At 59.1% G+C, this 22,695-nt stretch carries 25 protein-coding genes; 10 read left to right on the forward strand and 15 right to left on the reverse strand.

What is annotated here, in order from left to right; translation table 11 throughout:
* Window positions 1-62 precede the first annotated feature (62 nt).
* The 4 genes from CLU80_RS20065 to pdxH all read left to right on the forward strand — a co-directional run bounded on the left by CLU80_RS20065 (window position 63) and on the right by pdxH (window position 5,811).
* Window positions 63-2,543, forward strand: a complete 2,481-nt coding sequence (locus CLU80_RS20065; RefSeq protein ID WP_099758180.1) for a beta-galactosidase — start codon at window positions 63-65, stop codon at window positions 2,541-2,543.
* Between the two features lie 236 nt (window positions 2,544-2,779).
* Window positions 2,780-3,925, forward strand: a complete 1,146-nt coding sequence (locus tag CLU80_RS20070) for a serine hydrolase domain-containing protein (protein WP_093438768.1) — start codon at window positions 2,780-2,782, stop codon at window positions 3,923-3,925.
* Between the two features lie 113 nt (window positions 3,926-4,038).
* Window positions 4,039-5,139 (forward strand): OmpA family protein, encoded by a 1,101-nt coding sequence (locus CLU80_RS20075; protein WP_099758181.1) that lies wholly within the window; start codon window positions 4,039-4,041, stop codon window positions 5,137-5,139.
* Window positions 5,140-5,163: 24 nt separating this feature from the next.
* The gene (gene pdxH / locus CLU80_RS20080) at window positions 5,164-5,811 is read left to right on the forward strand and encodes a pyridoxamine 5'-phosphate oxidase (RefSeq protein WP_099758182.1); all 648 of its coding nucleotides are present in this window, start codon (window positions 5,164-5,166) and stop codon (window positions 5,809-5,811) included.
* Window positions 5,812-5,816: 5 nt separating this feature from the next.
* Here the strand turns inward: pdxH and CLU80_RS20085 are convergent, their stop codons facing one another.
* Window positions 5,817-6,053 (reverse strand): hypothetical protein, encoded by a 237-nt coding sequence (locus CLU80_RS20085; RefSeq protein WP_093438753.1) that lies wholly within the window; start codon window positions 6,051-6,053, stop codon window positions 5,817-5,819.
* Between the two features lie 168 nt (window positions 6,054-6,221).
* On the opposite strand from CLU80_RS20085, the gene CLU80_RS20090 reads away from it, so the two are divergent.
* Window positions 6,222-6,686 carry an outer membrane lipoprotein gene (locus tag CLU80_RS20090; protein WP_007969461.1) on the forward strand — a complete coding sequence of 155 codons (465 nt, stop codon included), beginning with the start codon at window positions 6,222-6,224 and terminating at the stop codon, window positions 6,684-6,686.
* A 60-nt stretch (window positions 6,687-6,746) separates the two neighbouring features.
* On the opposite strand, the gene CLU80_RS20095 is transcribed toward CLU80_RS20090, so the two are convergent.
* From CLU80_RS20095 to nhaA, 3 genes are all read right to left on the reverse strand, one after another.
* A complete protein-coding gene (locus tag CLU80_RS20095; RefSeq protein WP_095119200.1) occupies window positions 6,747-6,980 on the reverse strand; it encodes a DUF7683 domain-containing protein in 234 nt (77 codons plus the stop codon).
* Window positions 6,977-8,188 (reverse strand): colicin E3/pyocin S6 family cytotoxin, encoded by a 1,212-nt coding sequence (locus CLU80_RS20100; protein WP_099758183.1) that lies wholly within the window; start codon window positions 8,186-8,188, stop codon window positions 6,977-6,979. Before CLU80_RS20100 ends, CLU80_RS20095 begins: the two co-directional genes overlap by 4 nt.
* 156 nt (window positions 8,189-8,344) lie before the next feature.
* On the reverse strand, window positions 8,345-9,529 hold the full coding sequence (gene nhaA / locus CLU80_RS20105) for a Na+/H+ antiporter NhaA (protein ID WP_099758184.1): 1,185 nt from the start codon (window positions 9,527-9,529) through the stop codon (window positions 8,345-8,347).
* A 250-nt stretch (window positions 9,530-9,779) separates the two neighbouring features.
* On the opposite strand from nhaA, the gene CLU80_RS20110 reads away from it, so the two are divergent.
* The gene (locus CLU80_RS20110) at window positions 9,780-10,874 is read left to right on the forward strand and encodes a PLP-dependent cysteine synthase family protein (RefSeq protein ID WP_099758185.1); all 1,095 of its coding nucleotides are present in this window, start codon (window positions 9,780-9,782) and stop codon (window positions 10,872-10,874) included.
* A gap of 136 nt (window positions 10,875-11,010) precedes the next feature.
* On the opposite strand, the gene CLU80_RS20115 is transcribed toward CLU80_RS20110, so the two are convergent.
* The gene (locus CLU80_RS20115) at window positions 11,011-12,624 is read right to left on the reverse strand and encodes an NAD(P)/FAD-dependent oxidoreductase (protein ID WP_099758186.1); all 1,614 of its coding nucleotides are present in this window, start codon (window positions 12,622-12,624) and stop codon (window positions 11,011-11,013) included.
* 97 nt (window positions 12,625-12,721) lie between these two features.
* Window positions 12,722-13,375 (reverse strand): COG3650 family protein, encoded by a 654-nt coding sequence (locus CLU80_RS20120; protein WP_099758187.1) that lies wholly within the window; start codon window positions 13,373-13,375, stop codon window positions 12,722-12,724.
* Between the two features lie 139 nt (window positions 13,376-13,514).
* Here CLU80_RS20120 and CLU80_RS20125 point away from each other — a divergent pair, with 139 nt between their 5' ends.
* The gene (locus CLU80_RS20125; RefSeq protein ID WP_099758188.1) at window positions 13,515-13,862 is read left to right on the forward strand and encodes a hypothetical protein; all 348 of its coding nucleotides are present in this window, start codon (window positions 13,515-13,517) and stop codon (window positions 13,860-13,862) included.
* Between the two features lie 7 nt (window positions 13,863-13,869).
* On the opposite strand, the gene CLU80_RS20130 is transcribed toward CLU80_RS20125, so the two are convergent.
* Window positions 13,870-14,469 carry a short chain dehydrogenase gene (locus tag CLU80_RS20130; RefSeq protein WP_099758190.1) on the reverse strand — a complete coding sequence of 200 codons (600 nt, stop codon included), beginning with the start codon at window positions 14,467-14,469 and terminating at the stop codon, window positions 13,870-13,872.
* Between the two features lie 104 nt (window positions 14,470-14,573).
* Here CLU80_RS20130 and CLU80_RS20135 point away from each other — a divergent pair, with 104 nt between their 5' ends.
* Window positions 14,574-15,488 (forward strand): LysR family transcriptional regulator, encoded by a 915-nt coding sequence (locus tag CLU80_RS20135; protein ID WP_099758191.1) that lies wholly within the window; start codon window positions 14,574-14,576, stop codon window positions 15,486-15,488.
* A 111-nt stretch (window positions 15,489-15,599) separates the two neighbouring features.
* Here the strand turns inward: CLU80_RS20135 and CLU80_RS20140 are convergent, their stop codons facing one another.
* The 4 genes from CLU80_RS20140 to CLU80_RS20155 are packed head-to-tail and all read right to left on the reverse strand — an operon-like array spanning window position 15,600 to window position 18,046.
* Window positions 15,600-16,076, reverse strand: coding sequence for a DoxX family protein (locus CLU80_RS20140; RefSeq protein WP_099758192.1), 477 nt, complete (start codon window positions 16,074-16,076; stop codon window positions 15,600-15,602).
* Entirely contained in the window at window positions 16,073-16,831 is a 759-nt protein-coding gene (locus CLU80_RS20145; protein ID WP_099758193.1) for an HvfC/BufC N-terminal domain-containing protein, read from the reverse strand. The genes CLU80_RS20140 and CLU80_RS20145 overlap by 4 nt, the downstream gene beginning before the upstream one ends.
* A complete protein-coding gene (gene bufB / locus CLU80_RS20150; RefSeq protein ID WP_099758195.1) occupies window positions 16,828-17,715 on the reverse strand; it encodes an MNIO family bufferin maturase in 888 nt (295 codons plus the stop codon). The genes CLU80_RS20145 and bufB overlap by 4 nt, the downstream gene beginning before the upstream one ends.
* Before the next feature lie 25 nt (window positions 17,716-17,740).
* Window positions 17,741-18,046 (reverse strand): BufA1 family periplasmic bufferin-type metallophore, encoded by a 306-nt coding sequence (locus tag CLU80_RS20155; protein ID WP_099758196.1) that lies wholly within the window; start codon window positions 18,044-18,046, stop codon window positions 17,741-17,743.
* 266 nt (window positions 18,047-18,312) lie between these two features.
* Between CLU80_RS20155 and CLU80_RS20160 the strand changes: the two genes are divergently transcribed.
* Window positions 18,313-18,564: a hypothetical protein gene (locus CLU80_RS20160; RefSeq protein WP_093438705.1), complete on the forward strand. Its 252-nt coding sequence runs from the start codon at window positions 18,313-18,315 to the stop codon at window positions 18,562-18,564.
* A 32-nt stretch (window positions 18,565-18,596) separates the two neighbouring features.
* Window positions 18,597-18,851 (forward strand): acyl carrier protein, encoded by a 255-nt coding sequence (gene acpP / locus CLU80_RS20165; protein WP_414926572.1) that lies wholly within the window; start codon window positions 18,597-18,599, stop codon window positions 18,849-18,851.
* Between the two features lie 116 nt (window positions 18,852-18,967).
* Here the strand turns inward: acpP and CLU80_RS20170 are convergent, their stop codons facing one another.
* Genes CLU80_RS20170 through livH form a run of 4 tightly spaced genes read right to left on the reverse strand, consistent with a single transcriptional unit; the run spans window position 18,968 to window position 22,610 of the window.
* On the reverse strand, window positions 18,968-19,669 hold the full coding sequence (locus CLU80_RS20170; RefSeq protein ID WP_008082262.1) for an ABC transporter ATP-binding protein: 702 nt from the start codon (window positions 19,667-19,669) through the stop codon (window positions 18,968-18,970).
* Window positions 19,670-20,437 carry a high-affinity branched-chain amino acid ABC transporter ATP-binding protein LivG gene (livG, locus tag CLU80_RS20175; protein ID WP_041478028.1) on the reverse strand — a complete coding sequence of 256 codons (768 nt, stop codon included), beginning with the start codon at window positions 20,435-20,437 and terminating at the stop codon, window positions 19,670-19,672. It abuts the gene before it with no gap.
* Window positions 20,434-21,690, reverse strand: a complete 1,257-nt coding sequence (locus tag CLU80_RS20180; RefSeq protein ID WP_093438700.1) for a high-affinity branched-chain amino acid ABC transporter permease LivM — start codon at window positions 21,688-21,690, stop codon at window positions 20,434-20,436. The genes livG and CLU80_RS20180 overlap by 4 nt, the downstream gene beginning before the upstream one ends.
* Window positions 21,687-22,610 carry a high-affinity branched-chain amino acid ABC transporter permease LivH gene (gene livH / locus CLU80_RS20185; RefSeq protein WP_007918526.1) on the reverse strand — a complete coding sequence of 308 codons (924 nt, stop codon included), beginning with the start codon at window positions 22,608-22,610 and terminating at the stop codon, window positions 21,687-21,689. The genes CLU80_RS20180 and livH overlap by 4 nt, the downstream gene beginning before the upstream one ends.
* Window positions 22,611-22,695: the final 85 nt, after the last annotated feature.

Below are 22,695 nucleotides of genomic sequence, written 5' to 3' on the forward strand. Positions count from 1 at the left end.
CTATCTCTCTGCCATCGCTTTTCCATTGGCCATTGTTGGTCGTTAGGGAGAACTCCGTTCTTATGATCCGCCGTTCGTTGCCTGCCGTATTTGCCTTGATCTTCGCTGCCCCGTTGCTGGCAGCGCCCGCCGGTCAGCAGACCCTGTTCAACTTTGTCCGTCCTGCCGACGTGGTGAAAATCGCCACTGAAAACGCTGATCTGCCGCAAGCCAACGCCGAGCAAACGCCTGAGGGCGAAGTGCTGCGCCGGGTGACGTTCAACCCGGTGGCGCGCCCGACCTTGCGTCTGACGCCGCAGACCGGCGCTTGGGACTGGTCGCAGTCGGGTATGATGACCCTGCGATTGCAGAGCGCGATGGACTGGGCGGTGACGGTCTACGTACAGATCCAGAGCAACGACGGCCGCACCCTGGTCAGCCGCGTCGACCTGCCGGCCGGGCCTGCGCAAACCCTGTTGGTGCCGCTGGTCGCGTCGACACCGCTGAGTCAAGGCATGAAAGCCGGGCCGCCGATGCCGATGACGGTCGATGGTCAACGGATACTGCTCGCCAGCAGCAGCGGTGAGATCGACCGCAGCCAAGTGGTCTCGGTGAGCCTGTCGATGGATCAGCCGAAAGTCGCACAGAGTTTGCTGCTGGAGCGTTTCGGTGTGCAGGACGGCGAATCGGTCACCCAGGCCGTTTACGGCAATCTGGTCGACGCCTACGGGCAATCGACCCGCAGCAAGTGGCCGGAAAAGATCAGCAACGACGAACAACTGAAATCCGCCGCCGCCAAGGAACAGCAACAACTGAAAACCTGGCTGGCCGAGCGTGAGAAGTCCTCGCTGGACAAATTTGGTGGCTGGAACAAAGGCCCGGCGTTCAAGGCCAGCGGTTTCTTCCGTACTGAAAAGCGTGATGGCCGCTGGTATCTGGTCACGCCTGAAGGTCATCCGTTTTACTCGCTGGGCGTGAACACCGTCAGCCCGCAGGTCAACCAGACCTACGTGGCCGGTCGTGAGTACATGTTTGAATCCCTGCCTAAACCTGATGAGCCGTTGGCCAAGCATTTTGGCGAGGGTGACAACCGTGGCGGCAACGGTGTTGATCAGGGCCGGGGATACGGCAACGGGCGCTGGTACGACTTCTATGGCGCCAACTTGCAGCGCGTGTACGGTGAGCCGTGCAAAGCCGACAGTGAGAGCAAATCCGGGGTAGCCGAAGCGGCCAAGTCTGCAGCCGCTGAAACGGCCGCCGAGAAAGCCGCAGAACCTGTGTCTGTGGCTGCCGAGCCGAAGTCCGGCGTCGCTGAGGCAGCCAGAACTGAAACCGTACAAGCGACAGCGGAAAAGGCTGCTGAGCCGTGCAAGGCCACCATCGATGAGCAACAGTGGGCCAGCCACACGCTCGATCGCCTGCAAGCCTGGGGCTTCAACACGGTTGGTAACTGGAGTGCCGATTCGCTAAGTGATGCCGAGCGTGTGCCTTACACCTTGCCGCTGTCGATCGTCGGTGACTACACCAGCATCAGCACCGGCAGCGACTGGTGGGGTGGTATGCCGGATCCGTTTGATCCGCGTTTCGCCATGGCCACCGAGCGCGCTGTCGCCATCGCCGCCCGCGATCACCGCGACGATCCGTGGCTGATCGGCTACTACGCCGACAACGAACTGGCGTGGGCCGGTCCCGGCGATGATCCGAAATCCCGCTATGCGCTGGCTTATGGCACCCTGAAGATGACCACCGACGTACCGGCCAAACGTGCGTTCCTCAAGCAATTGCGCGACAAGTACCGCAATCAGGCGGGGCTGTCGAAGGCGTGGGGCATCGATCTGCCGGCGTGGGAATTGATGGAAGACCCGGGTTTCGTGCCACCGCTGCCGAATCCCGAGCATCCGGAAATCGAGGCGGACTTCAAATATTTCCAGAAAGTCTTCGCCGACACTTACTTCAAAACTATCTCCGACTCGCTGAAATGGCATGCGCCGAACCAGTTGCTGCTTGGCGGTCGCTTCGCCATCAGCACGCCGGAAGCCGTGGCGTCCTGCGCGCAGTATTGCGATGTCCTGAGCTTCAACATGTACACGCTGAAACCGCAGGACGGTTATGACTTTGCCGCACTGGGCGCTTTGGACAAACCGGTAATGATCACCGAATTCAACTTTGGCTCAGCGGATCGTGGCCCGTTCTGGGGCGGCGTCACGCAAGTGGCAAGGGAAGAAGATCGCGGCCCGGCCTACGCCAACTTCCTCAAACAAGCGCTGAGTGAACCGTCGATTGTTGGTGTGCATTGGTTCCAGTATCTGGACCAACCGGTAACCGGCCGTCTGCTTGATGGTGAGAACGGCCACTTCGGTCTGGTGGGAGTGACTGATCTGCCGTATCAGGGTTTTGTCGAGTCAGTGCGCAAGAGCAATTTGCAGGCGATTGATCAGTTGGGCAAAGAGGCCGAGAAAGCGGCCGCCGCAGCGGGGCATGAGGCTGAGGGTGGCCGCAAAGGCGAGGCCGGTAAAGGGCCGGGAGCAGGGCATGCTGGTGGACATTCCGGCAATGGTCACTGAGTCCTGAGCCACCGCGTCATCGTTCTTCGTCGGAACGCCGCCCGGAGCAGGCTCGCTCCCACAGGAGATCTTCCGTGATACACAGATCCAGTGTGGGAGCGAGCCTGCTCGCGAAGGCGTCAGCCGCCTCAACAAAAATTCCGAATTAACCGTCTGGCCCGCAGCTGTTCCCAAATCCCTCGAGGGCTGGAACAATGCGGGCCACTTTGTAGAGCGTTTTCGCGGGGGAGTTGCGGGTGCAGATTCAGGGACATTACGAGCTTCAATTCGAAGCGGTGCGCGAAGCCTTTGCCGCACTGTTCGACGATCCCCAGGAACGCGGCGCAGCCCTGTGCATCAAGGTCGGTGGAGAAACCGTTCTCGACCTCTGGTCCGGCACTGCCGACAAGGATGGCACTGAGGCCTGGCACAGCGACACCATCGCCAACCTGTTCTCCTGCACCAAAACCTTCACTGCCGTCACCGCGCTGCAACTGGTCGGCGAAGGCAAGTTGCAATTGGATGTTCCGGTCGCCCGCTACTGGCCGGAATTCGCCGCTGCCGGCAAAGAATCCATCACCCTGCGCCAATTGCTCTGCCACCAGGCCGGTCTGCCGGCCCTGCGCGAGCTGCTGGCGCCGGAAGCGCTCTACGACTGGCAAACCATGGTCGACGCCCTTGCGGCAGAAGCGCCATGGTGGACGCCGGGCACCGGTCACGGTTATGCCGCGATCACTTATGGCTGGCTGATCGGTGAATTGCTGCGCCGTGCTGACGGTCGTGGGCCGGGTGAATCGATCGTCGCTCGTGTCGCCAAACCGTTGGGTCTGGATTTTCACGTCGGTCTGGCTGACGAAGAATTCCACCGGGTGGCGCATATCGCTCGCGGCAAGGGCAATGCTGGTGATGCTGCCGCGCAACGTCTGCTGCAAGTGACCATGCGCGAACCGACTGCCATGACCACCCGTGCTTTTACCAATCCGCCGTCGGTGCTGACCAGCACCAACAAACCTGAGTGGCGACGCATGCAGCAACCGGCGGCCAATGGCCACGGGAATGCGCGCAGTCTGGCCGGTTTCTACGCTGGGTTGCTCGACGGCAGCCTGCTCGAAAGCGACATGCTCGAAGAGCTGACCCGCGAACACAGCCTCGGCGAAGACAAGACTTTGTTGACCCAGACCCGTTTCGGTCTGGGCTGCATGCTTGATCAACCGGATGTGCCCAACGCCACTTACGGCCTTGGCCCACGGGCGTTCGGCCATCCGGGCGCGGGCGGTTCCATCGGTTTTGCTGACCCCGAGCATGATGTCGCGTTTGGTTTTGTGACAAATACCCTTGGGCCGTACGTCTTGATGGATCCGCGCGCGCAAAAGCTCGCGCGGGTGCTTGCCACTTGTCTGTAAAGTTCCATTCGGGATTCCAGGGCCGGAACCTCGAACGTTTTTTCGTTTCAAAGCGACTGTTTATCCGGGCGAAAGTGCTCTGATTTTTCATTACTTCATTTTGTGGATTTTCAATGTCATCTAAAAAGACCCTCGCCCTGGCCCTGTGTGTAGCGATCACCGGTTGTGCACAGACCCCGAAAAACGATGCGGACGGCGGCAGTTGGTGGCCGTTCGGTTCTTCCGACAAGGTGGCGGCCAAAGAACCCGCGCCGGCGCCTTTGAAACCGGCTGCTACCGCACCGGTTGCCAAATCTGAAAGCAGCAGCCCATGGTACTGGCCGTTCGGTTCCGATGACGAAGCGGCCAAGGCCGACATGAAGGCTGAAGTCGCCCCGGAAGCGAAAAAACCGGTCACCGTGGCCAAAGCTGAAGCCGACGCGGGTGGCAAATGGTGGTGGCCGTTCGGCGGGAAGGATCAACCCACCACCAAAGCCGTGCCGATGCCGGATCCGAAAGTGACCCAAGCCTGGCTCGACGACTACGAGCCGCGCCTGCGTGAAGCGGTCAAGGACAGCAATCTGCAACTCGAACGCCGTGAAAACGTGCTGGTCGTGACCGCGCCGGTGGAAGGCTCGTTCAACCCGGATCGTCCAGCCATGTTGCTGCCGGTCACCCTCGGCCCGTTCACCCGCGTGGCGAAAATCCTTGAAGCCGACCCGAAAACTGCCGTGCTGGTCCTTGGCCACAGCGATTCCAGTGGTGCCGCGCCTGCCAATATCAAACTGAGCCAGGAGCGTGCCCAGGCCATCGCCGCAATCTTCCGTCTCAGCGGCCTGCAGCGTGATCGCCTGATGCTGCGTGGCATGGGTTCCGAAGCACCGCGTGCGGCCAACGACAGTGTTGAAGGTCGTGCGTTGAATCGTCGTGTTGAACTGCTGGTGACCCCGCAGAACACCATGGTTGCCTTGCTGAGCAAGTACAACATGCCGGCACCGAAGCCAGTGACCCTGGTCGCGGCACAGGACGTCAAGCCAGTCGCCAAACCGGTCACTCCGGCTCCTGCCGCGAAAAAAGCCGCTGTACCGGCAACCAAAAAGGCTCCGGTAAAAAAAGCGGCTGCCAAGGCACCGGCCAAAAAAGCCCCGGCCAAGGCCCCAGCGAAAAAGACTGCTCCAGCCAAAGCCGCCGCGACCGACAAGAAAGTCGCCGCGACCGATACCACCAAGAAGTGATCCGCTAACGAAAAGGAATGCGCCATGACCCAGGCTCTGGCAGATATGCGTCGTGATTACACCCGGGATGGGCTGACCGAGGCGCAAGCCCCGGCTGAGCCATTTGCGTTGTTTCACCAGTGGTTTGCCGACGCGGTGAAAACCGAACAGGCGCCAGTGGAAGCCAACGCCATGACCCTGGCCACGGTCGACAAGGATGGGCGACCGCATTGCCGCATTCTGCTGCTCAAGGGCCTGGACGAGCAGGGCTTCACCTTCTTCACCAACTACGACAGCGCCAAGGGTCAGCATCTGGCGGCCAACCCGTTCGCCGCCATGACTTTCTTCTGGCCAACCCTCGAACGCCAGGTGCGCATCGAAGGGCGGGTGGTGAAGGTCACGCCTGCGGAGTCGGATGCGTATTATCAGGTGCGTCCGCTGGGCAGCCGTCTCGGTGCCTGGGCATCACCACAGAGCCGGGTGATCAACGGGCGCGGTGAACTGGAAGATTTGCTCGAGGCCACCGAGCAGCGTTTCTCCGACACTCAACCCGACTGTCCGGAACACTGGGGTGGTTACCGTTTGTTGCCTGAGCGCATCGAATTCTGGCAAGGCCGTCCGAGCCGTCTGCACGATCGCCTCAACTACCGTGTGCAGGGCGCCGACTGGATTCTTGAACGTCTGGCACCTTAAGCAGTCTACCGAGCGGGATAGCCTGCCGCAGCGGCCTCCAGCCACTTCGGCAGATCCCGGCGCTTGATCTTCTGCATCTGAGCATTCGCTAACTGTTCGAGCATGAAGGCACGTTTTCCTTCATCCTTGCCCGCCAGTGACAGCGCCAGGTCGCGATCCATCCAGCGCTTGATCCGCACGTACAACCACCAATGGAAGTACAAACCAGCGGCAGTGGTGACGACGATGATGAAGTAATCCATGAAAATCCTTGGTGTCCGTGGCGCGGAATCGGTAATTTGGCGCTACTGTTGGGAAACCTTGCAGGCGTCTGTACCGCGCCTGAATGAAAGCCAATTTATCCGGGCGGCGTCGTGACAGGCGTCAAGCCACGGAGTTTAATGAATATATGTTCCTTTGGAGTTGATGCTATGCGTAAGTCTGTTCTGCTGGTTGCTTCCTTTTCCACGATGGCGATGTTGCTTACCGGCTGCCAATCGAGCCTGACCGGTGACTCCTACTCCCGTGACGAAGCGCGTCGTGTGCAGACGATTCGCATGGGCACCATCGAATCCCTGCGTCCGGTGAAAATCGAAGGCACCAAGACCCCGATCGGCGGCGCTGCAGGTGCAGTGGTCGGCGGCGTCGGCGGCAGCGCCATCGGCGGCGGCAAGGGCAGCATCGTTGCTGCGGTTATCGGTGCGGTGGCGGGCGGTCTGATCGGCTCGGCGACTGAAGAAGGCCTGACCCGTACCCAAGGTGTGGAAATCACCGTGCGTGAAGACGATGGCAGCATGCGTGCCTATGTGCAGCAGGTGCAGGAGAACGAAGTGTTCCGCGTTGGCGAGCGCGTGCGCATCTCCACCGTTGGTGGGACCAGCCGCGTTTCGCACTAAGCGGAATTCAGGGTAAAGAAAACCCCGATCAGGTGACTGGTCGGGGTTTTTTTTTGCGTTTCAATGTCCATTACACGTCAGTTGAAAGTAATAGCGCGGATCTTCGATGGACTTTTGAATCAGTGCCTCAATGGCTTTGATCTGTTGCTGATTCAGGTCGTAGCCTTCCCAACCTTGCTGCTCTGTTTTCCAACCCATGATCGATTTGAGTTGCTCGGTACAATTCTCGGGCAGTTCAATTACTGATGTTTGGAAGTCAGTTTTTTTGTCAAAAGCTTCTACTAAGAATCTCAAGGCTCAATACTCCTTTTCTTGCCTTTTTTCGATTTTTTGTTCTTTTTTGTAGACGTTGGCTCGCCAGTGTTTGGATCGAACTCGCCAATGTGTTTGCCTCTGGCGTCATACTTTTCTATAGCGCCATGCATCGAGTCCCATTCAAGAATAAGTCCTTTAGCGGTTTTCCATCTTTTGCGTTTCGCGCCGCCCCCTTGAACAGCTGTTTTGCGTCCCACAACTTTCGCATCAGGGAAGGCTGGCAGAAAATCAGGCGGCGGATGGTACTCGTGATCCCCAGCTCGGGAATTGATTACGATATATACCGGCTGAACCAACGAACCTGGTGGAAAAACCAGAATGAAATCCCGGTACTCCGGCGGATAAACCGGATTCACCAGCATCCCATCCGCCGCTTTCGTCGGCGGATAAACCCAGATGTGCGGTGCCTGCGGTGCAGCCTCCAGCGCAGGAATGCCGAGGATGTCCGAGCCATCCACAGCAGGCGTCCAGATCAGCTCTACGCCTTCACCCAAGTCAGCAATGAACTGGCTGTCGCGCAACTTGAACTGCACGACATCAACCATTTCCCAATCGCGATTCTTGCCGGTGTAGAAGCCATAGCCCTTCAGGCTGCCGTCGGCCTGCTGTTCGACCCTCAGCCGAACACGCGTTCGCGCCTGTTCAAGTCCACGCAGTTGCTCGTCGGTATAGAGTGCGCTGTCACCAAGGTTCGAGGGCATGAGCAGCGCTACCAGGGTCACCAATGGCGTGACCACTGCGGTGGATATAACTGTGGGCAGTGCTTTGAAAGCCGAACCCGTCAACGCAAAACTGCCGAAGCCTGCCGGGATGGCCGTTGCGCCGATTTTCTTGAGCGGAACTGCGCCGCTTTCATCGGCCTCACGCGCGCCCAGCAGAATCAGATCGCCGTAATCCTTCAGGCTGTCAGTCGGCACCATGCCCGAAGGACTGGAGTAATCGATAATCGCATCCGGCAATTTGCAGGACTTGGCAAATACGCAGCCGGCACGAACGGGCTCTGTCTTTTTGGCGGCCACCTCACGGCTGCGCTCGAACGCTTCTTGTCGCGCCAGCATGGCGTCGTAAGCGTTTTGTCTGGCATCGCGCTCGGCCAGTTCACTGGCCGTCATGTAGCGGTAAGTGACGTGGTGCCCGTCGCCTTGCGGTGGGTTGGAAACCCGGGGAATGTCCTTGTTGCCAGCCACTGATCGTCCTTTCGTTCATCCATCGACAGCCCTTCGCAAAGGGCTGCGCAACGTTAACGAAGCAGGAAAATGGTGGCTGTAGGACGCGTCTCTAAAGACGTGGGATTGTTCGCTGTGTAACAGGAACGCAGGAAACTTGCTCCCTCGCCAAAGAGGTTATATCGCTTGGGAGTTCTTGCGACTCGCCGCCGCCGTCACCGCATAACCAATCAACGCCGCCAGAATCGACCCGGTCAAAATGCCCATCCGGTCCATCCCTGCGTAGTCGCTTACACCCGGTTCAAAGGCCAGCGAACCGACAAACAGGCTCATGGTGAAGCCGATGCCGCAAAGGATAGCTACGCCCATGACCTGGCCCCAGTTGGCGCCTTGGGGCAGGGTGGCGATGCCGATCTTCACGGCCAGCCATGTCAGGCCGAAAACACCGACCGTCTTGCCCAGCAGCAGGCCCACCGCGATGCCCATCGGCACATGGTGAGTGAAGCTTTCCACGGTGACACCGCTCAGCGACAGGCCGGCGTTGGCGAAGGCGAACAGCGGCAGGATGCCGTAGGCCACCCATGGGTGCAGCGCATGTTCGAGGGTCAGCAACGGCGACGGTTCGGCGTTTTTCGTGCGCAGCGGGATGCAAAAGGCCAGGGTTACGCCAGCCAGCGTTGCGTGGACACCACTCTTCAGTACGCAGACCCAGAGGATCAAACCGATGATCATGTACGGCCCAAGCTTGACCACCCCGAGCCGGTTCATCGCCACCAGCGCCGCGATGCACGCTGCTGCAAGGCCCAGGGAAAGAGTCGAGAGTTCGCCGGAGTAGAAGATGGCGATGATCACGATGGCACCGAGGTCATCGATGATCGCCAGGGTCATCAGGAACAGTTTCAGCGACACCGGTACGCGCTTGCCGAGCAGTGCAAGCACGCCGAGGGCGAAGGCGATGTCGGTCGCGGTCGGGATTGCCCAGCCGTCGAGGGCTGCCGGATTGTCGCGGTTGAGGAACCAGTAGATCAGCGCCGGCACCAGCATGCCGCCGATCGCGGCTGCACCGGGCAGGACGATCTGCGACGGTTTAGACAGCTGACCGTCAAGGACTTCGCGCTTCACTTCCAGGCCGATGAGCAGGAAGAACATCGCCATCAGACCGTCGTTGATCCACAGCAGCAGGGGTTTAGCGATTTTCAACGCACCGATCTGCGCCACCACCGGGGTGTCGAGCAGGCCGGTGTACAGCCACGACAATGGCGAGTTGTTGATAATCAGGGCCAGGATGGCTGCAGCGATCAATAACAGACCGCTGGCAGCTTCCAACTGAAAGAAACGCGTGAAAGTGCTACGCAGAGGCAAGGTCGCTCTCCATCGAATCGTCAAAAAGGTGGGACACCCTAACCCGTACTGTTAGTTGTTAAAACAAAAGTTATATTCTTTTTTGTTATATGTCGTTACAAGGTGTCTGGCTCAAGCCACGCTGAGCCTAGCAGTTGCCTGACATATTGAGACTCAGCTGTATCTGTGCGCGCTATAGGATTTTTCCTAAGCTGATGAGTGAGCCTTTCTAACAGCTTCATCTCCTGCCGATCCAACGAGAACCATCACCATGAGCGACAACCGACAGTGGGCCCGCGAAGCCATCCGCATCATCGAGGCGGATTTTCAGCGCAGCGCCGACACCCACCTGATCCCTTTGCCGCTGCCAGGTTTTGCGGGTATCGAGTTGTATTTCAAGGATGAGTCCAGTCACCCAACCGGCAGCCTCAAGCATCGGCTGGCTCGTTCGCTGTTTCTCTATGCATTGTGTAACGGCTGGCTGAAACCTGGCGCGCCGGTGATCGAGGCGTCCAGCGGTTCGACGGCGATTTCCGAAGCGTATTTCGCGCGGATGCTCGGCCTGCCGTTTATTGCGGTGATGCCGGCGACCACGTCCAAAGAGAAGATCGCGCAGATCGCGTTCTACGGTGGCCAAAGTCATCTGGTGAAAGATCCGACGCAGATCTACGCCGAATCCGAGCGCCTGGCCCGCGAACATGGCGGCCACTTCATCGACCAGTTCACCTACGCCGAACGTGCCACTGACTGGCGCGCGAACAACAACATTGCCGAATCGATCTTCCAGCAGATGCGCTATGAGAAGCACCCGGAACCGAGCTGGCTGATTTCCAGCCCCGGCACCGGCGGCACCACCGCGACCCTGGGTCGTTATGTGCGCTATCGCCAGCATTGCACCCGCGTGTTGTGCGCCGATGCCGAGCGTTCGGTGTTCTTCGATTACTACCAAACGGGCGATGCGAGTTTGCGCCTGGACTGCGGTTCGCGCATTGAAGGCATTGGCCGGCCGCGCGTTGAGGCGTCGTTCCTGCCGAAGGTGATCGATGCAATGGTCAAAGTGCCGGATGCCTTGTCGCTGGCCGCCATGCATTATCTGGCGCAGCGCCTGGGACGGCATGTTGGCGGGTCGAGCGGGACCAATCTGATCGGTGCGTTGATGGCGGCGCAGCAGATGAAAGCGGCGGGGGAGTCGGGGTCGATCGTGGCGATTCTGTGCGATGGCGGCGAGCGGTATGCCGACACCTATTACGATCAGGATTGGCTGAAGGCGCAGGGTTATGAGTTGAGTGGGTTGATCGAAGCGGTGGCGGCGAGTGCCGAGCGGGGTGAGCCGCTGCCTGACTCAGTCCTGCGCGCCAATATCTGAAGAAACGCAAAAACCAATGTGGGAGCGAGCCTGCTCGCGAAGGCGTCATCTCATTCAACATCATCATTGACTGAAATAGCGCTTTCGCGAGCAGGCTCGCTCCCACAGGGTTTTGTGTTGAGTCAGCTAATGCTGATCAGGCTTCAAGGCCGAGGATGTCCCGCGCCACGGCTTCAGCAATGCGAATCCCGTCAACACCTGCCGACAGAATCCCGCCCGCATAACCCGCGCCTTCGCCCGCCGGGAACAAGCCCTTCACGTTCATGCTTTGCAGCGTTTCGTTACGGGTAATTCGCAGCGGCGAAGAGGTGCGCGTCTCGATCCCGGTCAACACCGCATCGTGCAGCGAGTAACCGCGAATCTGCTTCTCGAACGCCGGCAACGCTTCGCGGATCGCCTCAATGGCAAAATCCGGCAATGCCAAGGCCAGGTCACCCAGCGCCACGCCCGGTTTGTACGACGGCTCGACTTCGCCCAGTTCGGTCGAAGGAATGTCGTTGATGAAGTCGCCAACCAGTTGCGCCGGGGCTTTGTAATCGCTGCCGCCGAGAATAAAGGCGTGTGATTCCAGACGTTCCTGCAACTCGATCCCGGCCAGCGGGCCACCCGGGTAATCGACTTCCGGGGTGATGCCGACAACGATGCCGGAGTTGGCGTTGCGCTCGTTACGCGAATACTGGCTCATGCCGTTGGTGACCACGCGGTTCGGCTCGGAAGTCGCCGCGACCACGGTGCCGCCCGGGCACATGCAGAAGCTGTAGACCGAACGACCGTTCTTGGCGTGGTGCACCAGTTTGTAGTCGGCGGCCCCCAGTTTCGGGTGGCCGGCGTACTTGCCCAGGCGCGCACGGTCGATCAGTGACTGCGGGTGCTCGATGCGGAAACCCACCGAAAACGGCTTGGCTTCCATGAACACACCACGGCTGTGGAGCATGCGGAAGGTGTCGCGGGCACTGTGGCCGAGGGCCAGAACCACGTGTTTCGAATGCAGGGTTTCGCCGCTGGCCAGTTGCACGCCGACCAGTTGGCCGTCTTCGATCAGCACGTCGCTGACGCGCTCCTGGAAACGCACTTCGCCGCCGAGTTCGCGGATCTGTTCGCGCATGTTTTCAACCATGCCGGTCAGACGGAACGTACCGATGTGCGGTTTGCTGACGTAGAGGATTTCTTCCGGCGCGCCGGCCTTGACGAATTCGTGCAGGACTTTGCGGCCAAGGAATTTCGGGTCCTTGATCTGGCTGTACAGCTTGCCGTCGGAGAACGTGCCCGCGCCGCCTTCGCCGAACTGCACGTTGGACTCGGGGTTGAGCACGCTTTTACGCCACAGGCCCCAGGTGTCCTTGGTGCGCTGACGGACTTCGGTGCCGCGTTCGAGAATGATCGGCTTGAAGCCCATCTGTGCCAGCAGCAGGCCGGCGAAGATCCCGCACGGACCGAAACCGACGACGATCGGGCGCTGGCCTAGATCGCTTGGCGCCTGGCCGACGAATTTGTAGCTGACATCCGGCGCCACGTTGACGTTACGGTCGTCGGCGAACTTGCCCAACACTTTGGCCTCGTCGCGCACTTCGAGGTCGATGGTGTAGATGAAGCACAGTTCGGAGGACTTTTTGCGCGCATCGTAGCTGCGCTTGAACAAGGTGAAATCGAGCAGATCATCGCTGGCGATGCCCAGGCGTTGCACGATGGCAACGCGCAGGTCTTCTTCGGGATGGTCGATTGGCAGCTTGAGTTCAGTGATTCGTAACATGGCGAGGATCCGGGTTCGCGGGGCGCACAACTGCGCCAGGGCGTTTGAAGGCCGCGATTATAAGCCGCAAAGGCCGGATCCGGTGAGGCTAAAACGCTCAGTCGTTGCGCGATCCGCCGAAATACCCGCAACCGCGCTGCACCTGGCCGTCGATGCGCAGTTCGGCGCTCATGTGCTGCACGCTGCCGGTGCTGCTGTCGACGCAGCGCTGCGGCGCGACCCACAACTCGATGCGCTGGTTATTGGCTTCGCTGCTCAGATTGAAGCGGCCGTCGCCCAGTTGTTCTTCAACATAGGGCACCGCGAGTGGCGGCTGGCCTGCGCGGTCGATGACCATGCCTTTGCCGCTGACTTTGACGTTCCATTCCGGGCCATGGCCGGCCGCGCGCAGGATCAGTTGTTTGAAGTTGGGATCATCGCACGCGGTGCCGGAGCGCTCGACGCGGTACAGCTGAGTCAGGTCGAGTCGATCGCCGGCAACTTTGCCGCGAACATCGGCAAACAGTTTGCCTTGCTCATCAGCCAGCGTTGCCGCTTCTTGCAGAATGCTGGTGCCACCAATGTCATTGACCACCAGTTGACGCTGCTCCTGGCACGGCTGGAACACCAGTTTGCCGTCGGCAGCGGTCAGTTGCCCCTGCATCCGCGTCTGCCCGACGTGCGAGGCACTTTCTCGCTGGCCATCGAGCAACTGGCAAGCGGCAAACAATGGCAGCAGGGCAATAACGACTAACGAACGGGCAACACGCATCTTCGGCTCTCCAGACAAGTGCCGCCACGTTACTGAGGCTGACTGCCGATCACAAGGTTTGTCTGGCCACTATTGAGTTGGGCATGGGGTCGCCGCATAGTCTTGCGCTTGTCTGGTTTGATGGATCGAGGTGCGCTCAATGCAATGGAAGGTCGCGATACTGCTATTGGTGACGTCATGCGCTGGCACCAGCCAGGCTGCCGATCTTGATTTTTCCTCAGCGGCTGATTTCGCAAGGATGGAAATTCTGCTCAAGGATGATCAGGGCGCCCATCCGGACTTTGCTCAGCTTTCCGTTACCCTGACTCCCGAAGCGACCGCCCGGGCCAAGGCAATCAGTCGTGAGGCGCTGGGCCAGCCATTGAACCTGTCGATCAATGGCCAGCACATTTCAACAACTACAGTGCATTCGGAGCTTGGTGGGCTGCTCAGGATCGTGATGCCGCGGCCTGTTGCCAAAAGCCTGTTACCGACTTTGATCGAGTAAATGAAGCTCAGCCCACGTGAAATGTCTGACCTGTCTGCAGGCCTTCCACACTCTTCGCGTAGGCCAGCGCCACATCCGCCGCAGGAACCGGCTTGTAACCACGGAAATACGGGGCGTAGCTACCCATGGCTTCCAGCAGTACGGTCGGGCTGATCGAGTTCACTCGCAGGCCGCGTGGCAGTTCGATGGCGGCGGCGCGGACGAAGCTGTCGAGGGCGCCGTTGACCAGCGCTGCCGAGGCGCCGCTGCGGATCGGATCATGGCTGAGCACGCCGGTGGTAAAAGTGAAGGAGCCGCCGTCATTGGCGAATTCGCGGCCGATCAGCAGCAGATTGACCTGGCCCATCAGTTTGTCTTTAAGCCCGAGGGCGAAGCTGTCTTCAGTCATCTCGCCCAGTGGGGCGAAGGTCACGTTGCCGGCGGCGCACACCAGGGCATCGAACCTGCCAGTTTTTTCGAACAGTTTGCGGATCGATGCGCTGTCGCTGATATCCACCTGCAAGTCACCGCTGGTGCGGTCAATGCGGATGACTTCGTGGCGTTGCGACAGTTCTTTGTCCACCGCCGAACCAATGGTGCCGCCAGCGCCTATCAACAGAATCTTCATCGTGCCGTACCTCAAGTGATTGAACGAGGTTTCAGTCTAGAGTGGTTTTTTCTGTGGATAAGCGCGCTAATAGGCAACCTTTGGTTTTCAAATGGAAACAATCCATGAGCGAAATGGATGATCTGGCGGCGTTCGCAGTGTTGATCGAAGCGGGCAGTTTTACCCTGGCGGCGCAGCAGTTGGGCTGCAGCAAGGGTCAGTTGTCCAAACGCATCAGTCAGCTCGAAGCACAGTTTTCCGTGGTGCTGCTGCAACGCACTACCCGGCGCTTGAGCCTGACCGCCGCCGGCGCAGCATTGTTGCCGCAGGCCCAGGCTTTGGTCGTCCAGGTGGAAAGGGCGCGTCAGGCCTTGGCGCGGTTGAAGGACGATATGGCCGGACCGGTGCGCATGACGGTGCCGGTGTCGCTGGGCGAAACCTTCTTCGATGGTCTGCTGTTGGAGTTCTCGCACAAATACCCCGAGGTGCAGATCGAGCTGGAGTTGAATAACAGTTACCGCGATATGTCTCGGGACGGCTTTGATCTGGCGATCCGTAGCGAAGTGGCCAACGACGAGCGACTGGTCGCCAAACCGTTACTGGCATGGCAGGAAATGACCTGCGCGAGCCCGGCTTACCTCGAACGCTTCGGTGAACCGTTGACGCCGCAGGCACTGGCCGAGCATCGGTGCTTACTCAACAGCCACTACAGCGGGCGTGAGGAATGGCTTTATCACCAGCAGCATGAATTGCTGCGGGTGCGGGTGTCGGGACCGTTCGCCAGCAACCATTACAGCTTGCTGAAGAAAGCCGCGCTTAGCGGCGCCGGTATCGCGCGACTGCCTTCCTACTTGCTGCAAGCGGAATTGGCTGACGGTCGATTGCGCTGGCTCCTGCGCGATTTTCAGACCCGGCGCATGCCGATGTACCTGGTGCATCCGTATCAGGGCGGACTGCCGAAGCGCACGCAAGTACTCGCTGACTATCTGATCGGCTGGTTCAAACGCAGCGGTGAGGCGCTGGATCGCCTTCAGCGCTGACTTCATTCTCCTGTGGGAGCGAGCCTGCTCGCGAAAGCGGTTTCACAGACACTTCATGTGTTGACTGAACTAACGCATTCGCGAGCAGGCTCGCTCCCACAAGGATTTTGTTTATTTTGCGAAATGGCGGGCGATCAGATGATCAATCGACAACTTGCCCGGCCCCGTCGCCATCAGGTACAGCAACACCGCCGCCCAGGTGCCGTGGGTCGGATAGGCATCGGGATACACAAACAGTTGAATGGTCAGGGTCATCCCCAACAGGGCCAACGCCGAAAAACGCGTAGCGAAGCCGATCAGAATCAGCAGCGGAAAAAAGTGCTCGGCGAACGCGGCCATGTGCGCGGCAATCTCTGGCGACAATAACGGCACGTGGTATTCGCTCTTGAACAACGGAATCGTCGAGTCGGCCAGACGTGGCCAGCCGAGTTGAAAAGTGCCGTCAATCAAATCAATGGCCAAACCTTCAACCTTGGTCTGTCCTGATTTCCAGAACACCGCGGCAATCGAGAAACGCGCAATGAACGCGATCAGGCTGTGGGGGATTTTTTCCAGCAGCGCAATGGCGCGGGTGATGAGCGTTTTCATGGCAGTTCCTTGTTATTCAAGTGGGTAATGGCGTTGTGCGCGATCAGCAAGCCAAGGGTTTGCGCGAGGTCGAACTCAGGGCTGTTTTCCGCCGCTTTCAGCAGTGGCTGGCCATCGATCAGGTTGCGGATAAACGTACTGGCGCCGGGGTCAACGGCAAACACTTCGACGTCCAGGCCATTGCGCAATACCAGCGCGTGTTGCCTTTGGTTGATGTCGATGCCCTCCAGTGTCGCGTCGTGTTGATGTGCGCCCCAGATCGCCACCACGGCATAGGTTGAGTCGAGCAGGTGCAGGGAGGGATGAAGGTCGAGGCGCAGCTCACTCAGCGTTTGCGCATCAGTCAGGGCTGCCGTGATTTCTTCCGGCCGGACGGGCAGGGCGTCGGCGGCGTGATAGGCGAGGGTGCGCAGGTGCTCAAGGCGCGCCACGTCGGCCAGATAAGGCACGCTGCCGGCCGGTTCAAACGCTGCAATGAAGTCCGCAAATTGTTCGCCGTAGCAGCTCATCAACCGACTTTGCGGCGGTTGCTGTTGTACGAAAACGGCCGCCATGGCTCGGAAGAATTCTTCGCCCACCAATTGCGCAACCACCGGATAGCTGTCGCCCAACGCATTGCTCAGCGAGCCCTGCACGTTGTTGCGATACACCGCGAAACGGCTCGCCGGATCAGCGCCGTTGGCACTGCACAGACCTTCGGGGCAGGGCAGCCGCGTGTCGATGAGCGCAGCCGCGAAAGCGCGTTGAGTGCTCATGTGCGGCCTCCGGCATCGCGCAAAAGCGCATCAGCCTGTTGCGCCTCGACCAGCAGCACTGCGAACGCCGGCACTTGATTGTCGCGCTCGATCAGAGTCGCCACCGGGCCGGTGCGCTGCAGTACTTGCCGGTACAAATTCCAGACGGCTTGATCGATCGGCGCGCCGTGATCATCGATCAGCAAACGATCGCCGAGGCTGTCGCTATCTTCGGCAAACCCGGCCAGATGAATCTCGCCAACCCTGTGCAGGGGCAGGGTATCGAGATACGCCAACGGATCACGCTGATGGTTCACGCAGGAAACGTAGACATTGTTGACGTCGAGCAACAGGCCACAGCCACTGCGGCGGATGACCTCTGCGATGAAGTCTGCCTCATCGATCGTCGAGCGCTCGAACGCCAGATAGGTTGCCGGATTCTCCAGCAGCATGGGTCGTTGCAGGGTGTTCTGCACCTGATCGATATGCTCGCAGACGCGGTTCAGCGTCGGCGTGTCATAGGCCAGTGGCAGCAGATCATTGAGAAACACCGGGCCGTGGCTCGACCAGGCCAGATGTTCGGAAAAGGATTGCGGTTGATAGCGCCGAATCAGTTCGGCGAGGCGCTTGAGGTGCTGTTCATCCAGCGGCCCTTCAGCACCGATGGACAAGCCGACACCGTGCAGCGACAGCGGATACTGCTCGCGGATCAAACCGAGAAAATGATGAAACGGACCGCCGGCCACCATGTAGTTTTCAGCGTGGACTTCGAAGAAGCCGATGTCCGGTGATGAGCCGAGCACTTCACGAAAGTGCCCGGTCTTGAGTCCCAGCCCGGCACGGGGCGGGAGCCCGGTGAGGGCTGCCTGAGTGCGGGGTTGGGCATGGTCATTGAGGGTGAGCATGATCGTCACTCAGGCAGTTCGCGGATCAGGACTTGGCTTTGAACGCTTCCATCTGACCGAAACCGGTCGGCGAGGTCTTGCTCTCGGTGGTGGCGCAGGTGCCTTTCGGAACCAGTTTCCAGGCGTTGGCCTGGTAGTCCATTTTCGACGTGCCGGCACAAGTGGTGCCTGCGCCTGCGGCGCAATCGTTGTGACCTTTCATGGCCACGCCGAAGCATTTTTCCATGTTGGCGTCAGCGGCGTGGACGGTCGATACAGCAGCCATGCTCAGGGCAGAACCGAGGGCCAGAACCAGGGCAGTGGCGGACAGGGTGCGGGTGGTAGCAGTCATGATGTTTCTCCAGTCTTGTTCAGGGTTTTTACAAGCGGTTTGTGCTTGCTTACCCCACTAGAGAACGCTCACTGCGATGCGTTACAGCAACCCTCAAATCTTTTTCAAAAGAAAACACGCACATCGCCGGTGGAAGCAGAGGTAAACCAAGGAATTGAATAATGGTTATCGTAAACGGTTATTAAAAACTGTCATTTCTGACAGTTGGCAGGGTTTTCCGACTGAGTATATTGGGCTTGTGGCGGTACACATCAGGGAGAAAGACCATGAATTTGTCCGAATTGAAAAAGCTCGTGCAAGCCAGGATCGACGAGAAGGCCAATATCATCCTGGATGAAAAGGTTGTTAATGACGGCGCTGCATTTGGTGAACTGCAGATCTATTTTTGCCTGCGTCGCATTCTGAATAAAAAAGCCACTCTTGAAGATTTTGGTGTCTTGCACGCGGTGAGTGATTTGCTGCAGGCGACGGGCGTTATTTCTGCGAATCAGACGCTGGGCTCAAGAGTTGCCCCCTGATTCGGGACATTTCCTCGCGGCAGGAACAGTCAATGAAAAGTGAGGTGTTGGAAATGAACGATTTAGAGCGTTTGAAAAAGATAGTCATACAGTTTGGAATCGATGAAAAAGAGATCAAAAACGAAAGCAGCTTTATCGGCGATCTCGGGATTGACGACCTGAAGAAGGTTGAGTTGGTGATGGCGATTGAGGAGGAGTTTGATATGGATATCCCGGACAATGCATCCGAGAACTTTATAACGGTGCAGGACGTGATCAATTATGTGAGTGATCACAATCATGTGTGATCATTCCCACACAGGCAACCTACTCTGCCCCGAAGCTGCCGAGGGCCGCTCCCAACAGGGGAATCCCAAGCACAAAAAAAACGGCCCGAAGGCCGTTTTTTGTTGGCTGAAACACATCAACCGCCGAGGTACGCCTCGCGTACTTTCGGGTCGGTCAGCAGCGCTTCACCGGTGCCTTGCATGACCACGCGGCCGTTTTCCAGAACGTAGGCGCGGTCAGCGATTTTCAGCGCCTGGTTGGCGTTCTGCTCGACCAGGAACACCGTCACACCGTCCTTGCGCAGCATTTCGATGATGTCGAAAATCTGCTGGATGATGATCGGTGCCAGGCCCAGCGACGGCTCGTCGAGCAGCAGCAGTTTCGGCTTGCTCATCAGCGCGCGGCCGATGGCGAGCATTTGCTGTTCGCCGCCGGACATGGTGCCGCCGCGCTGGTTGAAGCGTTCTTTCAGGCGCGGGAACAGGCCAAGAACCTTGTCCATTTGTTCCTGATAGTCGCCCTTGTCGGTGAAGAAGCCGCCCATGGACAGGTTTTCTTCAACGGTCAGACGGGCGAATACCCGACGACCCTCCGGCACCACGGCGATGCTCTTGCGCATGATCTGCGACGAGTCCTGGCCGACCAGTTCCTCACCCATATAGCGGATGCTGCCGCTGTGCGCTTGCGGTGAACCGCAGAGCGTCATCAGCAGCGTGGACTTGCCGGCACCGTTGGCACCGATCAGGGTCACGATCTCGCCCTGACGGACTTCGACGTTGACGCTGTGCAGGGCCTGGATCTTGCCGTAGAAGGTGGAAACGTTTTCGAACTGCAGCATTTACGCTTCCCCCAGGTAGGCTTTGATCACTTCAGGATTGTCGCGGATCTGTTCCGGTGTGCCGTCGGCCAGAGGCGTGCCCTGGTTGATCACGACGATGTGGTCGGAAATGCTCATGACCAGTTTCATGTCGTGTTCGATCAACAGCACGGTGACGTTGTGCTCTTCACGCAGCACGCCGATCAGCGCCTTGAGGTCTTCGGTTTCCTTCGGGTTCAGACCGGCCGCCGGTTCGTCGAGCATAAGGATCCGTGGACGGGTCATCATGCAGCGAGCGATTTCCAGACGCCGTTGCTGACCGTAGGCCAGGGTGCCGGCGGTACGGTTGGCGAACTCTTTGAGGTTGACCTTTTCCAGCCAGTACTCGGCAAATTCCATGGCCTCGCGCTCGCTTTTGCGGAACGCCGGGGTCTTGAACAGACCGGCCAGGAAGTTGGTGTTCAGGTGACGGTGCTGGGCGATCAACAGGTTCTCGACCGCCGTCATGTCCTTGAACAAGCGCACGTTCTGGAAGGTGCGCACCACGCCTTTGAGGGCGATCTTGTGGCCCGGCAGGCCTTGGATCGGCTCGCCGTCCAGCAGGATGCTGCCGCCGGTGGGCTGATAGAAACCGGTCAGGCAGTTGAACACAGTGGTCTTGCCCGCGCCGTTCGGCCCGATCAATGCAACCACTTGTTTTTCTTTGACGGTCAGGGCCACACCGTTGACCGCCAGCAAGCCGCCGAAGCGCATGCTCAGGTTTTCGACTTTAAGAATCTCGCGGCTCATTTTCGCAACTCCATGTGTGGGCGTTGCATCGGCAGCAGACCTTGTGGACGCCAGATCATCATCAACACCATCAGGGCACCGAACATCAACATCCGGTACTCACTGAACTCACGCATCATTTCCGGCAACAGGATCATCACCACGGCCGCGAGAATCACGCCCAGTTGCGAGCCCATGCCACCCAGCACGACGATGGCGAGGATGATCGCCGACTCGATGAAGGTGAAGGATTCCGGAGTGACCAGACCCTGACGGGCAGCAAAGAAGCTACCGGCGAAACCGGCAAACGCAGCACCGAGGGTGAACGCGGAAAGTTTGATGATCGTCGGGTTGAGACCGAGCGCGCGGCAAGCAATTTCGTCTTCACGCAGCGCTTCCCACGCACGGCCGATCGGCATGCGCAGCAGGCGGTTGATGACGAACAGCGCCGCCAGCGCCAGCAACAGCGCAACCAGGTAGAGGAAAATCACCTTGTTGATCGAGTTGTATTGCAGGCCGAAATACTCGTGGAAGGTTTGCATGCCTTCCGCAGCTTTGCGTTCGAAGGTCAGACCGAAGAACGTCGGTTTCTCGATGTTACTGATGCCGTTCGGACCGCCGGTGATGTCGGTCAGGTTACGCAGGAACAGACGGATGATCTCGCCGAAGCCGAGGGTTACGATCGCCAGGTAGTCACCGCGCAAACGCAACACCGGGAAGCCCAGCAGGAAACCGAACGTCGCCGCCATCAGGCCGGCAATCGGCAGGCAGATCCAGAAGCTCAGGCCGTAGTAGTGCGACAGCAGCGCGTAGCTGTAGGCGCCGACGGCGTAGAAGCCGACGTAACCGAGGTCAAGCAGACCGGCCAGACCGACGACGATGTTCAGGCCGAGGCCGAGCATCACGTAGATCAGGATCAGCGTCGCGATGTCCACCGCGCCACGCGAGCCGAAGAACGGCCACACCAGCGCCACCAGAATCAGCGCAATGATGAAATAGCGCTGGGTGGTCGGCAGGGTCAGGAAGTTGCTGGCCTTGGCCGGAATCAGCGGCAAGCCCGGCGAGGATCGCCAGGCCTTGCTGATCTGCTGATTGAACAGCACGCGCAGGAACATCAGTACCGAGCAGATGGCGATGGTCGCCAGCACGGCCGGGCTGGTGTTGTGCACTTCCAGGTTGATGCCGACGATGGTCAGTTTCAAACCGAGTACCGGGTAGGCCACGGCCCACACCAGCAAAGCGCTGAACAGCGCCTGTTTAAGATTCCTAGTCATACTTTCTCAACCTCCGGACGGCCCAGAATGCCGGTCGGACGGAACAACAGCACCAGAACCAACAAGCCGAAAGCCACGACGTCCTTGTACTGGTCGCCGAAGATATCGGCACCAAAGGCTTCCGCCACCCCAAGCACCAGCCCGCCGAGCATGGCGCCGGGGATGCTGCCTATACCGCCCAGTACCGCTGCGGTGAAGGCTTTGAGGCCGACGAGGAAACCGGCGTTCGGGTTGATTACGCCGTACTGCATGCTCAGCAGCACAGCCGCAACGGCCGCCAGCGCGGCACCGATGACGAAGGTCAGGGCAATGATGTTGTTGGTGTTGATGCCGAGCAGGTTGGCCATCTTGATGTCTTCGGCGCAGGCGCGGCAGGCGCGACCCAGGCGAGAGCGGGAGATGAACAGGGTCAGGCCGAGCATGGCGATCAGGGTCACCACGAACACCACGATCTGCATGTAGGAAATCAGCACTTCTTGTGCGCCACCTGGGCCGAAGGCAATGTTGCCCGGAATCAGGTTGGGGATAGCTTTGTCCTTGGAGTCTTGCGCCAGCAGAACGGTGTTCTGCAGGAAGATCGACATACCGATCGCGGAAATCAGCGGGATCAGACGGTTGCTGCCGCGCAACGGGCGGTAGGCAATGCGTTCGATGCTGTAACCGTAGGAACTGGTGACGACGATGCTGGCGATAAACGCTGCGGTCATCAACAGCGGGACACTGTCGAGTCCCATCATGGTCAGCCCGGCGATGGCGATGAACGCCACGTAGGAACCGATCATGTACACCTCGCCGTGGGCGAAGTTGATCATTCCAATGATGCCGTAAACCATCGTGTAGCCGATGGCGATCAGGGCATACATGCTGCCAACGTTCAGGCCGTTAACCAGCTGTTGGAAGAAGTGATAGATGTCAGGCATTACAGCGCTCCTAAAAACCTGATACGCATTTCACTGGTGGAGTCATTTTCCCGCCCGGCCCCGTGGATCTTTATCCACTTCGAAT

Source organism: Pseudomonas sp. 29, assembly GCF_002754355.1.
Taxonomy (GTDB): Bacteria; Pseudomonadota; Gammaproteobacteria; order Pseudomonadales; family Pseudomonadaceae; genus Aquipseudomonas; species Aquipseudomonas neuropathica.

Coding starts and splice junctions, on each gene's coding strand:
- CLU80_RS20065 (WP_099758180.1), top strand. CDS start 63: ATGATCCGCCGTTCGTTGCCTGCCGTATTTGCCTTGATCTTCGCTGCC.
- CLU80_RS20075 (WP_099758181.1), top strand. CDS start 4,039: ATGTCATCTAAAAAGACCCTCGCCCTGGCCCTGTGTGTAGCGATCACC.
- pdxH (WP_099758182.1), top strand. CDS start 5,164: ATGACCCAGGCTCTGGCAGATATGCGTCGTGATTACACCCGGGATGGG.
- CLU80_RS20085 (WP_093438753.1), bottom strand. CDS start 6,053: ATGGATTACTTCATCATCGTCGTCACCACTGCCGCTGGTTTGTACTTC.
- CLU80_RS20090 (WP_007969461.1), top strand. CDS start 6,222: ATGCGTAAGTCTGTTCTGCTGGTTGCTTCCTTTTCCACGATGGCGATG.
- CLU80_RS20110 (WP_099758185.1), top strand. CDS start 9,780: ATGAGCGACAACCGACAGTGGGCCCGCGAAGCCATCCGCATCATCGAG.
- CLU80_RS20115 (WP_099758186.1), bottom strand. CDS start 12,624: ATGTTACGAATCACTGAACTCAAGCTGCCAATCGACCATCCCGAAGAA.
- CLU80_RS20120 (WP_099758187.1), bottom strand. CDS start 13,375: ATGCGTGTTGCCCGTTCGTTAGTCGTTATTGCCCTGCTGCCATTGTTT.
- CLU80_RS20125 (WP_099758188.1), top strand. CDS start 13,515: ATGCAATGGAAGGTCGCGATACTGCTATTGGTGACGTCATGCGCTGGC.
- CLU80_RS20130 (WP_099758190.1), bottom strand. CDS start 14,469: ATGAAGATTCTGTTGATAGGCGCTGGCGGCACCATTGGTTCGGCGGTG.
- CLU80_RS20135 (WP_099758191.1), top strand. CDS start 14,574: ATGAGCGAAATGGATGATCTGGCGGCGTTCGCAGTGTTGATCGAAGCG.
- CLU80_RS20140 (WP_099758192.1), bottom strand. CDS start 16,076: ATGAAAACGCTCATCACCCGCGCCATTGCGCTGCTGGAAAAAATCCCC.
- CLU80_RS20145 (WP_099758193.1), bottom strand. CDS start 16,831: ATGAGCACTCAACGCGCTTTCGCGGCTGCGCTCATCGACACGCGGCTG.
- bufB (WP_099758195.1), bottom strand. CDS start 17,715: ATGCTCACCCTCAATGACCATGCCCAACCCCGCACTCAGGCAGCCCTC.
- CLU80_RS20155 (WP_099758196.1), bottom strand. CDS start 18,046: ATGACTGCTACCACCCGCACCCTGTCCGCCACTGCCCTGGTTCTGGCC.
- CLU80_RS20160 (WP_093438705.1), top strand. CDS start 18,313: ATGAATTTGTCCGAATTGAAAAAGCTCGTGCAAGCCAGGATCGACGAG.
- acpP (WP_414926572.1), top strand. CDS start 18,597: ATGAAAAGTGAGGTGTTGGAAATGAACGATTTAGAGCGTTTGAAAAAG.
- CLU80_RS20170 (WP_008082262.1), bottom strand. CDS start 19,669: ATGCTGCAGTTCGAAAACGTTTCCACCTTCTACGGCAAGATCCAGGCC.
- livG (WP_041478028.1), bottom strand. CDS start 20,437: ATGAGCCGCGAGATTCTTAAAGTCGAAAACCTGAGCATGCGCTTCGGC.
- CLU80_RS20180 (WP_093438700.1), bottom strand. CDS start 21,690: ATGACTAGGAATCTTAAACAGGCGCTGTTCAGCGCTTTGCTGGTGTGG.
- livH (WP_007918526.1), bottom strand. CDS start 22,610: ATGCCTGACATCTATCACTTCTTCCAACAGCTGGTTAACGGCCTGAAC.